General features: G+C 30.0%; 13 protein-coding genes. 5 read left to right on the forward strand and 8 right to left on the reverse strand.

Features of this window, described 5'->3' with window-relative positions:
- Positions 1-160 precede the first annotated feature (160 nt).
- Complete coding sequence (locus RSD37_RS00180; RefSeq protein WP_346944671.1) at positions 161-1,423, reverse strand: CBS domain-containing protein; 1,263 nt, start codon at positions 1,421-1,423, stop codon at positions 161-163.
- A 478-nt stretch (positions 1,424-1,901) separates the two neighbouring features.
- On the opposite strand from RSD37_RS00180, the gene RSD37_RS00185 reads away from it, so the two are divergent.
- On the forward strand, positions 1,902-3,902 hold the full coding sequence (locus RSD37_RS00185) for a YgiQ family radical SAM protein (protein ID WP_346944672.1): 2,001 nt from the start codon (positions 1,902-1,904) through the stop codon (positions 3,900-3,902).
- 71 nt (positions 3,903-3,973) lie between these two features.
- Here RSD37_RS00185 and RSD37_RS00190 read toward each other — a convergent pair whose 3' ends face one another.
- The 3 genes from RSD37_RS00190 to RSD37_RS00200 form a co-directional block, all read right to left on the reverse strand.
- Complete coding sequence (locus RSD37_RS00190) at positions 3,974-4,102, reverse strand: hypothetical protein (RefSeq protein WP_346944673.1); 129 nt, start codon at positions 4,100-4,102, stop codon at positions 3,974-3,976.
- Positions 4,103-4,129: 27 nt separating this feature from the next.
- Positions 4,130-4,792, reverse strand: a complete 663-nt coding sequence (locus RSD37_RS00195; protein ID WP_346944674.1) for a hypothetical protein — start codon at positions 4,790-4,792, stop codon at positions 4,130-4,132.
- A 64-nt stretch (positions 4,793-4,856) separates the two neighbouring features.
- Positions 4,857-5,744, reverse strand: a complete 888-nt coding sequence (locus RSD37_RS00200) for a YegS/Rv2252/BmrU family lipid kinase (protein ID WP_346944675.1) — start codon at positions 5,742-5,744, stop codon at positions 4,857-4,859.
- Between the two features lie 264 nt (positions 5,745-6,008).
- Here RSD37_RS00200 and pssA point away from each other — a divergent pair, with 264 nt between their 5' ends.
- Positions 6,009-6,521 carry a CDP-diacylglycerol--serine O-phosphatidyltransferase gene (gene pssA / locus RSD37_RS00205; protein ID WP_346944676.1) on the forward strand — a complete coding sequence of 171 codons (513 nt, stop codon included), beginning with the start codon at positions 6,009-6,011 and terminating at the stop codon, positions 6,519-6,521.
- Positions 6,522-6,577: 56 nt separating this feature from the next.
- Here the strand turns inward: pssA and cax are convergent, their stop codons facing one another.
- The 4 genes from cax to RSD37_RS00225 all read right to left on the reverse strand — a co-directional run bounded on the left by cax (position 6,578) and on the right by RSD37_RS00225 (position 11,471).
- Entirely contained in the window at positions 6,578-7,681 is a 1,104-nt protein-coding gene (gene cax, locus RSD37_RS00210; RefSeq protein WP_346944677.1) for a calcium/proton exchanger, read from the reverse strand.
- 237 nt (positions 7,682-7,918) lie between these two features.
- Positions 7,919-8,800, reverse strand: coding sequence for an L-serine ammonia-lyase, iron-sulfur-dependent, subunit alpha (sdaAA, locus tag RSD37_RS00215; RefSeq protein WP_346944678.1), 882 nt, complete (start codon positions 8,798-8,800; stop codon positions 7,919-7,921).
- A 6-nt stretch (positions 8,801-8,806) separates the two neighbouring features.
- The gene (gene sdaAB / locus RSD37_RS00220) at positions 8,807-9,487 is read right to left on the reverse strand and encodes an L-serine ammonia-lyase, iron-sulfur-dependent subunit beta (RefSeq protein ID WP_346944679.1); all 681 of its coding nucleotides are present in this window, start codon (positions 9,485-9,487) and stop codon (positions 8,807-8,809) included.
- Positions 9,488-9,815: 328 nt separating this feature from the next.
- Positions 9,816-11,471 carry a nucleoside kinase gene (locus tag RSD37_RS00225; protein ID WP_346944680.1) on the reverse strand — a complete coding sequence of 552 codons (1,656 nt, stop codon included), beginning with the start codon at positions 11,469-11,471 and terminating at the stop codon, positions 9,816-9,818.
- A gap of 255 nt (positions 11,472-11,726) precedes the next feature.
- Here RSD37_RS00225 and RSD37_RS00230 point away from each other — a divergent pair, with 255 nt between their 5' ends.
- The 3 genes from RSD37_RS00230 to fba all read left to right on the forward strand — a co-directional run bounded on the left by RSD37_RS00230 (position 11,727) and on the right by fba (position 14,004).
- A complete protein-coding gene (locus RSD37_RS00230) occupies positions 11,727-12,440 on the forward strand; it encodes a DUF421 domain-containing protein (RefSeq protein ID WP_346944681.1) in 714 nt (237 codons plus the stop codon).
- A gap of 6 nt (positions 12,441-12,446) precedes the next feature.
- Positions 12,447-12,827: a DUF4363 family protein gene (locus tag RSD37_RS00235; protein WP_346944682.1), complete on the forward strand. Its 381-nt coding sequence runs from the start codon at positions 12,447-12,449 to the stop codon at positions 12,825-12,827.
- Positions 12,828-13,056: 229 nt separating this feature from the next.
- Positions 13,057-14,004, forward strand: a complete 948-nt coding sequence (gene fba / locus RSD37_RS00240; RefSeq protein ID WP_346944683.1) for a class II fructose-1,6-bisphosphate aldolase — start codon at positions 13,057-13,059, stop codon at positions 14,002-14,004.
- The last annotated feature ends 31 nt before the right edge of the window (positions 14,005-14,035 follow it).

Below are 14,035 nucleotides of genomic sequence, written 5' to 3' on the forward strand. Positions count from 1 at the left end.
TATCTTTGATTATATAAATAATCAGGCCCCCCGTAAAACTGGTGGTATTCATTATACAAAAAATACTTTCATTATATATTTATATATAATGAAAGTATTTTAAAGTTCCAATCTAAAGGGTGTTGATTACTAAACATTCTATATACGAATATCTTTTTTCCTAAGTAATCTTTTTTATTCTTCTCTTCCAACTTGGGGATAGAATTTCATCTATAATATCAGTCATAACTGCAATTCCGCACAGTTTTTCGTCTTCATTTACCACTGGAACCGAATATAAATCGTATTTTACTGCTATAGCTATAGCCACCTCTATTTCATCTTTATCTGAAACCTTAAATACTTTAGTATTCATTACAGATTTTAATTTACATTCCGGATCTGATAATATTAAATCTCTAAGGGATACTGTACCTTGAAGCTTCTCATTACTATCAATAATATAAATATAATGACATACCTCTTCTTCTGGTTTAAGCTCCTTTAAAATATTTATAGTTTCACTTATGGTTATATCAATATTAAAGGATATAAAATCCTTATTCATTATATTCCCAACAACCTCATCTTCATACTTCATAAGATCTCTTATTTCAGTTTCATCATCATCATCAAGATTCACAAATACCCTATTAGTTGTTTCTTCATCTAAATCATCTAACATGTTTGCTATCTCATCATTTGGCATAATATCTAAAATCTTTTTAGCCTTATCTTCGCTAAGACTTCTTAAAATTTCTTGAGTTACATCATGCTCTAGTTCTTCTAAGGTATCTGATGCTAAATCAATGTTAAGTCCCTCTATAATCTTCACTCTATCCTCTGGAGATAAATCCTCCATGATTTTTGCAATGTCAGCTGGATGAAGCTTACTTAATTTATTATATGGGGTAGTAAGCTGTAATGACGAATCTACCATTTCTAGAGACTGAACACTTTCCCAACTAAGTGTATTTTTTTTAGGATTTTTATTTAATATATTATATGCTTTTTTTATGGTATTCTCCATACCCATCTTTCTTGCAATTGCAAGGGTTCCTGACTCTACTCCCACCACTGTTAAATATCCATTAGTTTTTATCATTTTTAAATCTCTAACCCTTACGATTTTCTTTCCATCTACATCTACTATATCCTTATCTAATAAATTTTTAGATAAAAGATATGAATATTTTCTTGGAATAATGTCCTTTACTTGTACTACCTTGATAATACATCTTCCATTTTCTCTATAAACATCAATAGTTCTAAACTCAAAATTTTCGATTTCTCGCCCATTCTTTATCTTATATCCAATAGCTCTTGGATATCCATAATTTGTTGTTACATAAATGTCCTCTAGTCTTCCTATACAATAATTTAGTTCATCATAAACATATTTATTCAAGATACTACTCAAATAAAATTCTGATAATTTTTCCATGTTATTTCCTCCTAACCTAGAGGAAACTGTATATAAGTACTCTATAACTTAATAAACAGTACTCCTCTAGTTACACCTAATATATTATTATCTACATAGTCCTTACACAAAGGCCCACTGTCCATTAAATCTTCACCACCTAATTAAATTTTTTTACTCCTATATTTATTATAGTATACAGTTCCTAATTTGTAACTATTTTATTCGAATATGGTTAAATTTATTGATATGAATTAAATAACATGACTTTTCTCATTATTATTCCAGTTATCTTTGCCATGCTATGTAATTCAAATTTGCAATCTCATGTTTTACCATAATAGTTGCTATTCATATTTATTGGTTATTATGTTAATATAGTTTAATAGCACAGATTCCTCAAAAGAAAGGAGGTATCTTATTATTAACTTACTTATTTAATTAGTATTCTCCTTCCGAATTTAATTAATCAAAGTAAGAATTATTAATAAGAAAACTTATGAAAAATAATACTAAATTTTTACCTATTTGTAGAGAAGATATGAAGGCTGAAGGTATTTCTCAGCTTGATTTTATAATAATAACAGGTGATGCTTATATCGATCATCCATCCTTTGGTACTGCAATAATTGGACGACTTCTTCAAAGCGAAGGCTATACTGTTGGAATTATTGCCCAACCAAAATGGGATTCCTGTGAGGACTTTAAAAAACTTGGAGAACCTAAATATGGATTTCTTATCAACTCTGGAAATATAGACTCTATGGTAAATCACTATACAGTTGCTAAAAAGAAGAGACATGATGATTTTTATTCTCCTGGTGGGAAAAATGGCTTTAGACCAAATAGAGCTGTAATTGTATATTCAAATAGGGCTAGAGAAGCCTATAAAAATGTTCCCATTATAATAGGAGGCATCGAGGCTAGTCTAAGAAGATTTGCACACTACGACTATTGGGAAGATAAAATTAGAAAAAGTATACTTATTGATTCAACAGCTGATCTACTAATATACGGTATGGGTGAAAAACCTATTATCGAAATAGCAAAAATCTTAAGCTATGGAAAACCAATTAATAACATTACCTCTGTACGTGGCACTTGTTATGTTACAAAGGATATTGATAAAGTAAAAGAACATATCACTCTCCCTTCCTTTGAAGAAATAAATTCAAGTAAAGAGGCTTACGCTAAAAGCTATTATTTAGCTTCTAGAGAGCAAGACTCTGTATGGGGTAAAACCATTATAGAACCTTATGGAGATAAGTTTGTGGTGCAGAATCCACCACAGCATCCACTATCCACAAAGGAAATGGATAGAGTATACAATCTTCCTTACACTAGAACCTATCACCCTCTCTATGAAGCGGCTGGTGGAATTCCTGCCCTTAATGAAGTTAAATTTTCAATAACAAGTCATAGAGGCTGCTTTGGAAGTTGCTCCTTCTGTGCACTAACCTATCATCAAGGAAGAGTTATTCAAAATAGAAGTCAAGACTCAATAGTATCAGAAGCAGTATTACTAACTGAAGATAAAGACTTCAAAGGATATATACACGATGTAGGTGGTCCTACAGCAAACTTTAGGCAAAGAGCTTGTAAAAAGCAAGTAGAACATGGAGTTTGTAAGGATAGACAATGTATGTTTCCAACACCATGTAAGAATCTAATTGTAGACCACACGGAATATTTAAGCCTTTTAAAGAAGGTTAGAACTCTTCCAAAGGTAAAGAAGGTTTTTATACGTTCAGGTATTAGATATGATTATTTAATTTATGATAAAAATCCAAAATTTTTAAATGAACTATGTGAACATCATATAAGTGGTCAATTAAAGGTAGCTCCTGAACATATCAGCGATAAGGTTCTTTGTGAAATGGGTAAACCTTCCAAAGAGGTTTATGAGAGGTTTACAAATAAATATAATGCTATAAACGAAAAGCTGGGTAAAAATCAATTTGTAGTTCCTTATCTTATGTCAAGTCACCCTGGTAGTGACTTAACTACAGCTATTGAATTAGGTGAATATATAAAATCTATGGGGCATATGCCTGAACAGGTTCAAGATTTTTATCCAACCCCTGGAAGCTTGTCAACCACAATATACTATACTGGAATTAATCCTATGACTAAAAAGAAGGTCTATGTTGCAAAAACTCAAAAGGAAAAAAATATGCAAAGAGCTCTATTACAGTTTGGAAATCCAGATAATCATGCCCTAGTAAAATCAGCTTTAATTAGTTGTGAGAGGGAAGATTTAATGGGAACTGGCAAGAAATGCTTAATAGGGCCAACACCTTATCACGGAAAGAAAAAAAAGAAGTCTACTGGATCACAGTCTAAACCGCTGGTGCAAAAGGACTCATCTAAAAAAACTGAAGCTGGTGACACTACATCCTTAAAGGATAAAAACAAAAAATCTTCATACAGTAAACCAGCAAATGAAAAATCTGGTAGCAAGCACAAACTAAAAAGTCGTCCTAAAAGACAGCGTCAATAGTAATTTAAAGGCTCTAGGTATTCTCACCTAGAGCCTTTAATTATACTTTTATTAGCTTTCACCTATTGCTATTATCTATGTTCTTTTTCATGCTCGTTCATTCCATCTTTTACTGCTTTCTTTATTACAAAGTATAAAAGATATAGAAATGGCATTACCGCTACAAGATATATAAGCATCAAATTAATAAATTTATCCATATTACCTCTCTTAAGTATCCATTATTTTCATTTACTGTGTTTTGCTAATTTCTTCTTGAATGATACTATAGCTCCATATAAAGCTACCATCCAGCCTAAATCACCTAATAACAGGTATCCTATATTTTCAGTACTTCTTAATCCCATGGCAGTAGTTCCTATAAACACTAATGAAGCAATTACAACTAGCAATGTACCCCATTTTATACTATGCTTATATCTAAAACTCTTTATTCCCATAAAAAACCCTAGTCCATTAGTGCACAACAAAATTTTATATGGTATTGTATTCTTTAATACAACATTGTATCCATAAGATAAAGAAATATAATACTCCATAGGAATTTTGAATATACATATTAAGTAAATTACTATGTCAACAATAAAAATTCCATAAAACCATTTTATATCAAGATCTGTATTCCTATAAAAAATATACAAACAAGTAAATATTATTATTGGTATGTATATAATATTTAAGAAAATTAAATTTTTCATAAGATAAACATACTTCATATCGTCAAGTAACAAAAGTATTAATAGAGCAACAATTCTAAATACAACTAAAATAAAAGAAATTGTAAGTATTTCTTTTATTTTGATAGGACAGTACTTTATACTTAGGGTTATAGATTCATAAGATAAAAATATCATAGCTAATATTAAAAACAAGTATATATAAATATTCAATATTCACACTCCATAAAAGTAATTATATTTATATATATTATTTTTTTAAGACTTTATGAAAGTATTATTCCTCTTTATACCCAATTATTTTAATTGATCTTCTATCACAACTAATTTCAAGTGGAAAATCCGGACCTTTTTCTCCGTCTATATCCGTTACAACATCATCATCACACTCTACTGTTAGATTCTTACACTTAAAGCACAATACACCATCCATATCTGCTACTTGACCTTTTCTCATCATAATTAGCATATTGTTAAGAGCACTCTTTAAAACTTCTTTTTTTATTACTACTACATCTAATAATCCATCATCAGCTTCTGATAAATCTGTAAACTTAATATTACCTGCTGTTTGACCATTAAATACAAGAAGTGTATATATTTTTCCTTCAAAATTCATTACTGGGGATGTAATTTTAACATTTATTTTCTTTAAATTTGTAAATTCTTCTATAGCCTTAATATAGTAAGCTAATTTACCCACAGTATTTTTTAAATTGCTATCAGTTTTTTGTGATATATCTGTAAATATCCCTGTACTTGCTACGTTAACAAAATACTTATTATTTATTTTTCCTAAGTCGAATCGTTTTACTTTTCCATCTAAAATTTGTTTGCAAGCTGTGGTAATATCATTAGGCACCCCTAAATATTTTGCAAAATCATTAGCAGTTCCTACTGGTAAAAATGCCACTGGTAAATCTATACTATTTTGCTTCATTTTATTAATTACTGAATCAATAGTTCCATCCCCTCCAGCAATTAATATATATTTATAATTTTCATCCATACCAGTAAAAGCATCTTTTATATCCGCATCATTGCTAATCCTAAATGGTTCTATTGTATAGCCATACTGTTGATGAAGTTTTATAACTTTATCTATATCATTTATTATTGAATTTTCTCCTGAATAGGGATTGTAGATAAATTTAACTCTTTTCATAATTTCCTCCATATACATTAGTAATATGTGTATCCAATTTATGCTTACTTACATAGTTAAGTCGTTTGATATTTTTCTTGTTTATATAATTTGCTCTTATTTCATTGTATATATTCTAGTACTACTCATATTACCATTTAAAAAATTTTTTTTCAATTATTTTAATTTTGTACATATTTAGGTATATTAAAATATCTAGTATTTTCTATTATATAGGTTTTACAATGGGCATTATAATGTATATAATAGAATAGAGGTGATAATGTGAATAAGTCTTTCATTCCAAACGCTATGACTTTGGGTAATTTAATCTGTGGAGTTTTATCTATACAACTTACGATAAATAATGATTTTACTACAGCTGGAATTTTAATTCTTCTTGGAGGAATTCTTGATAGATACGATGGTACTGTAGCGAGATTTTTGAACACTCATAGTGACCTAGGTAAAGAGCTTGATTCTTTAGCCGACTTAGTTTCTTTTGGTGTGGCACCATCACTACTTGCTTTTTCATTATATAACTTTAGTAATTTAGGAATCTTAGGATATGTAATTTTAATTCTTTTTCCAGTAGCAGGTGCGTATAGATTAGCCAGATACAACTGTACTGAATTTAATAATGTTTTTACCGGTATTCCAATTACAGTTGCAGGAAGTCTCTTGGCTGTACTTGAAATATTCTCCACAGTGAGACCAATTCCATCAATAATACCTATGGTACTTATAATATTACTTTCATATCTTATGGTTAGCCGTTTTCAAATTAAGAAAAAATAAAAAAATTATTTTAAAAACATTAAAGCCAACTACAAAATCGTAGTTGGCTTTAATATTTATGCTATATAATAATAAGATAGGGTTACCACCACATATACCGATACTAATAATGCACCTTCAAACCAATATGTTTTACCATCTTGGAATACAAAATAAGACATTCCCATTGCAATGGACATTATTATAATTTGAAAGCTAGAAAATAATAAATTAATTGAAATCCCCATAAATGAAGAACAAATAATGAGAATAGGAAGGACAAACATGGTAATTTGAATACTTGACCCAATAGCCGTTTCTAAACTTGCATCTATTTTATTCTCCATAGCACAAACTATGCTTGAAGCATTTTCTCCAAATGATCCTAACAAAGGAATTAAAATTATTCCTAGGAACTCTTGAGATATATTGTATTGCTCTACAATACTACTTATATTCTCCACAAGTCTTTCACTTATAAAATATAACAATACAGTTATAATTACTATAATTATAAAAATCTTCCTAGTTTCTTTTTTACTATCCTGCTGTGTGTAAATCCTTTTATCACCTAATATAAATAAATTACTATGAGTATATAATGAAAATATCAATCCAAGTACATACACACATAATAATACCCCTGATATTATTATACTTAAATGCTGAAACTTACCATTATCAACGAAGGAATATTTATTTAATGCAGAAATTATTATTATGGTAAACATTACAAGAAATAACATATTCAAATTTGTTCTTGCAATTATCTTATTAAATTTTTGTTCTCTAAATTTTATTCCACCACAAAACACGGCAATTCCAAGACCAAGTAACATATTTGTTACTACTGCCCCTAATAATCCAGCCTTTGCCATTGATACCATCCCATACTTTATAGACCAAAGCCCCATCATAAGCTCTGGAATATTTCCTGCTGTAGCGGAGATTAATCCTCCCCTTTTTTCTCCAATGTAGTCAGATATTTTAGAAGTACTTCTTCCTAATAATATAGCTAAAGGAATCATTGCTAAAGAATATATTACAGCATTTACTATGTTTGAGTTTGTTTTTATAAATAGTAATCCCATAGATATTAAAAGTATACTTAAAGTAGCTATTTCTTCCACCTGCATATTGTCTTTTGAATTATTTTTTTCTTTCACCCTTAAGTCTTTCATGTTTTCCTCCATAACATTAGTTATATATTACTTTATTCATGTTATAAGAAAACAGTTCCGCCTATATGTTAAAACTTAGATAAGCCTATAATTTAATATTTCCTTTACTATCAATAACACCATATTTTTTATTAATTTTAAAGAATAGAACTTTAATAAACAAAACTAATATAAAAAGGATATCTTACTCAATAAACTTTCGTAAGATATCCTTGATTGTATGTAATTAAATAATTTTTACTTATCTCCTGATAAAGCTTTTTCCTTTAGTCTTAATCCACAAGGTGTTACTGCAAGACCACCTTGAGCTGTTTCTCTTAATTCACTAGGAAGTCCTTTGCCTATTTTATACATAGATATTATAGTGTCATCAAATGGAATTTTACTTTCGACTCCAGCCATTGCTACGTCTGCCATGGTAAGTGCGCTTACAACACCAGCTACATTTCTTTTAGCACATGGTATCTCAACAAGACCAGCAATTGGATCACAAACTAGTCCTTCAACATTCTTTATTACCATTGCCCCTGCATCGAAAGCCATTTTAGGAGTACCTCCCATCATTTCTACCACTGCTGCCGCTGCCATTGCTGCAGCACTTCCGCATTCAGCTTGACAACCACCTTCTGCTCCTGCTAAAGTAGCATTTTTCGCAATTAATATTCCAACTCCCGAAGCTGTAAATAATGCTGTTATCATTTCATCATCACTCTTATTAAGCTTTTCTCCTGCTGTTATAATGGCTGCTGGTATAATACCACAACTACCAGCTGTAGGTGCTGCTACTATTCTTCCCATGGCAGCATTCACCTCTGAGCAAGATAGGGCTCTAGCCATTGCTTTTACTATAAAATCTCCACACAGGGTCTCCTTTTCCTCGAAATATTTTCTAATTCTTATTGCATCTCCACCTATAAGCCCACTTATGGATATAACTTCCTTATCCATAGCTTCCTGAGAAGATGACTTCATTACTTCTAAGTTTTGTCTCATTTTTTCTATTAAAACTGCTCTTGATACCTCTGACATCTGAGATTCTTCTCTCATTGTATACTCAGCAATGGTTATGCTTTCTTTATTACATACTTCTATTATTTCACTTGCCTTCGATAAGAACATTATAATCTACTCTCCTTTTGTTGGTGGAAGAATTTCCTCTACATTTTTAACATTGTCAATTTCTCTAATTTTTTCTATGATATAATGATTAACCACACCATCAGTTTCTACTACTGTTGATGCTTCTGATCCTTTTGACTTTCTATATACATTCATTGAAGCTATATTTATATTTTCATTAAATAAAAGATTACTAACTTTATATATCATACCTGGAACATCTAAATGAGTAATTATTAAAGTAGGATATTCTCCTGTAAATTGGATACTTTGTCCATCCAATTCAAAAATAACAATATTTCCGCCGCCTATGGAAGATCCTGTAACCGTAGTTTCAACCCCACTAGGATCCTCCATTATAAATTTAACTGTATTCGGATGTACATCACCTAAATCTGCTTCTTCAAAGCTAAACTTTAACCCTGTAGTTTTTGCTATTTCGAAAGAATCTTTTAGTTTATAATCCCAAGGGTCCATTCCTAAAATACCAGCTACAAGAGCTCTATCTGTACCATGTCCTCTATATGTTTTTGAAAAAGACCCATGAAGTAAAAACCTCACTTCTTTAACATTATCCTCAGCAATTTTCGCCGCTATTTTAGCAAGTCTTGCTGCACCTGCTGTATGTGAACTTGATGGTCCAATCATTATGGGTCCCAAAATATCAAACGCGCTGTAACTCTTCATAAATTCCTCCTAAAATACCATTCTTTTAGAAACATACTTCTTAATATGTAAAAAATTCGATTATCATGTATATACTAAGTCTTAATTATAACTTAGTATACCCATATATATAATATCATTATTTAAAGATTAAAAATATTTATATTGAAAAAAAAATTAAGTACATAAATTAAAATTTATGTACTTAACACATAATCCCAAAAATATTTAATCTAACTAAAATTTTTCTGTTTTTTATTATTTTACAACTTTAAATGACACTCAAAATTTATCTAGCTATCCTTATAATTAAAGTTTAAAAGCATGACTTTTATTTTTTAATGTAATTCTAATATTGATAAAAGCAACTTCCACCAATAAATTCTCTCATTAATGAATTAGTTGGTACCATATCCTTATCAACTTCCTTGAAAAAATGTAAGAATTCTATAAGTCTTCTAGCCTCATCATATACTACACTATCTGGTTTAACTTTATAAAGTTCTGCAAGTGCATATTTCTTAAGCACTGCAAGTTCATAAATCAATGCCGAATTAAACATAACATCAGCCTCTTCTTGATAAGGGAAAATGTACTGATCCTCTCCACGTCTAATAGATGTCCACATTCTCAAAGTGTATTCAACATCATATCCCCTTGATAAATAGTCTCTAACTATTCTTCTTATCATTCTTACATCCGTAGTCGCAATTCTATTATGATCATCCATATTTATCTGAGTTAATGGACTAATATATATTTTAAATTTATTTTCTTGTGGAATAGACGCTGTAAGTATCTCATTTAAACCATGAATTCCCTCAATTACAATTATTCCATCCTCAGGCAATTTTACTCTATTTCCAACCCATTCTCTTTTCCCCAGTTTAAAATTGTAGGATGGAACTTCAATCTCTTCACCAGATAGCAACATTTCTAAGTGTTCATTAAAAAGTCCTAAATCTAAAGCATGTATAGTTTCAAAATTATATTCACCAGACTCATCCCTTGGTGTATCCTCCCTATTTATAAAGTAGTCATCCAAGGATATAGGAACAGGTATTAGCCCATTTACTCTTAACTGTATGCCTAACCTTTTACAAAATGTAGTCTTACCTGAAGATGAAGGGCCAGCTATTGATATAAGTTTTATACTTCTATTTTTATTAATCTTATCAGAAATATTAGCTATTTTCTTTTCATGTAATGCTTCTGCAACTCTCACTAAGGTTACTACATCACCATGTTCAATTTCGTTATTTAAAGCTCCCACATTAGAAACATTCAAAATGTCTCCCCATCTTTCTGCCTCATAAAATATCTTTGCAAGCTTCTTATGGGTCACAAATCTTGGAATTGACTTTGGATTTTCAATAGTAGGAAATCTCAAAATAAATCCTGGATCATAGTATATTAAATCAAAATATTTTAATAAAGATGTAGAGGAAATCATAGGTCCGTAAAAGTACTCAATCTCATCTTCTAATCTATATATAGTCAAACTATTTTGATTTACCGAGCTTAGTAAACTAACCTTGTCCTCCATACCTTCTTTTCTAAATAGCTCTATAGCATCATTCTTGTTATACTTATTTTTATGGATAAAAAGATCTTCTTCTATTATCTCCTTCATCCTGTTCTTTATTGCATAAACATCGTCTATATTTAAAGGTGAATCCTTATAAATCTCACCAAAAAGTCCTTTACTTAAAGAATGTTCAATAGTAATTCTAGCATTAGGAAACAAATCTTTTATTGCCTTTATTAATACAAATTGAAGACTTCTTATATAACACATCATGCCTAATTTATTAGTTATATCAATAAACTCCAATGTACACTCTCTTTCAATAGAACTTGATAATTCATGCAATTTTCCATCTATCTTTACTAAAACTATAGGCACCTCAGTATTATAGCCATATTCTTTTATTAAATTATAACAACTTATACCTCTTTTTACTTCAATGATATTATCATTAATTCTAACATTAATTTTACCCATAATTTCACCTCTATCATCTTTCTTTTTACCACATACCCCAATTATCTACTTTTTATTATATGTATATGTAATAAAGTTAAAGCTATATACCTTTCAATGACTTCAACTTTCATACTTATGATAACTAATTACATAGTGGTATTATTTATTATATTACATAATTGTAAATATGAAACTAGAAAAAAACAAATAATTTAATTTATTTTGCACATAATATACTTATCATTATTATGTTTAGAAATATAGGTGATATTTATGTTTATTTTAATTATCAGAACAATAATTTTATACATTTATTTAGTTTTTATCATGAGACTTATGGGCAAACGCCAAATTGGAGAACTTGAACCTGTAGACTTAGTCGTAGCACTAATGATTTCTGAGCTTGCTGCTCTTCCTATGGGTGATAACCGAATCCCCTTAATATATGCTTTAGTTCCTATAACTACATTAGTATTTTTGCAAATGGTCACCTCATTTTTAGAGTTGAAAAGTGAAAGATTTAGATCTCTTTTAAGTGGTAAGCCTAGCATAATAATTAAAGATGGTGTAGTAAACATTCAGGAGTTGAAACATCTTAGGTATAACCTTGATGATTTACTTTCAGAGCTTCGACTAAAGGGATATTTCAACTTAAATGAAATACATTTTGCCATTCTTGAGACCGATGGTGATATATCAGTTCTTCCATACAAACCTTACGAACCACCTACACGAAATGACTTAAATGTGGAAGTTGATAATGAACCTCTTCCAATGCCGGTAATTTTAGATGGAATTATAAATTTTGAAAACTTAAAATCACTTGAAAAAGATAAATATTGGCTTGAAAAAGAGCTAATACACAATAATATTAAAAATCCAAAGGATGTGTTTATAGCTATTGTCTATTCAAATGAGTTTAAATTCTATTATCAACTAAAAGATACTAAAACTCATACTAATAATAAATATAAAAAGGAGTCGTAATTTTCAATGAAAAGTATGATTACAACTTACATTATGTTTTTTCTCATGGTATTCTTTCTATTCTTTGCCAGTAAATATATTGTATTAACCTGTGATAAACTTCTTGATGTTTCTTCAAAAATTGAAGAGAATATAGTGGATGATAATTGGGATGATGGTTACATGCTATCCTTTGAATTACTGAACATATACGAAGGTCACGTAACAAATCTTACTCTTTTTTTAAATCATAGTGATTTTGATAATATATATAGTGAGGTTATAAAACTTAGTCAATATACCAAATGTGAAAACAAAGCTGAAGCTTTAGCAACAATTCATGTAGTAAAAACCTTAATAAATCGGGTTAAAGAAATGGAATCTGTAAATATAGGTAATGTATTTTAAAAGCATAAATACATATACTTGAATTAATGTAAGAATTATTTGCAGAAAATTCACACATTAAATATTCAAATATTACTATTGTTACATTAACATTTAACGATTTATCTGAAAATTACCACTAACTTGTTTAAACTTTCAAAAAGTGGATTTCAATATAGCATTTACTTACAGTTTCAATTATAATAGAACTGTAAACTTAATCATAAAATATGAAGGGTGGAATAACATTATGGCATTAGTAACTACTAAAGAAATGTTTAAGAAAGCTTTTGAAGGCAAATATGCTATCGGAGCATTCAACATTAATAATATGGAGATTATTCAAGGAATTGTAGACGGAGCAAAAGCTCAAAACTCTGCAGTAATCCTACAATGTTCTGCAGGCGCTCTTAAGTATATGAGACCTGAATATTTAAGACACATGGTACTTGCAGCAGTAGAAGAAAGTGGACTTGATATAGCATTACATCTTGATCACGGTGATTCTTTTGAAACTTGCAAACTTTGTATAGAAAATGGATTTACATCTGTTATGTTCGATGGTTCTCACTATGACTATGAAGAAAACGTAAGACTTACTAAAGAAATTGTTGACTATGCTCACTCTAAGGGAGTAGTAGTTGAAGCTGAGCTTGGTAAACTTGCTGGCGTTGAAGATGATGTAAAGGTTGATACTAAAGATGCAACTTACACTGACCCAGATCAAGCTGTTGACTTTGTTAAAAGAACTGGAGTTGATTCATTAGCAATCGCTATTGGAACTAGCCACGGTGCATATAAATTTAAAGGTGAAGCTAAGCTTGACTTTGCTAGACTTGAAACTATTACAAGAAAATTAGAAGAAGCTGGATTTGAAAAATATCCAATCGTTCTTCACGGAGCTTCTTCTGTAGATCCAGTATACGTTGAAATGTGTAATGAAAACGGTGGAGAGATTAAAGGAGCTAAAGGTGTTCCTGTTGAAATGTTAAGAAAAGCTTCTGATATGGCAGTTTGTAAAATTAACATGGATACTGATATCAGACTTTGTATGACTGGTTCTTGCAGAAAAGTATTTGCTGACAAACCAAGCGAGTTTGACCCAAGAAAATATCTTGGTGTTGGAAGAAGTAATCTTCAAGCATTGGTTGAAGGAAAAATCACAACTCTTCTAGGATCAACTGACTCTATGAAATAATATCTTAATAAAAAAACATGGAAATTAATTT

The sequence above is a fragment of the Clostridium sp. genome (assembly GCF_036646415.1).
Lineage (GTDB): Bacteria > Bacillota > Clostridia > Clostridiales > Clostridiaceae > Clostridium_J.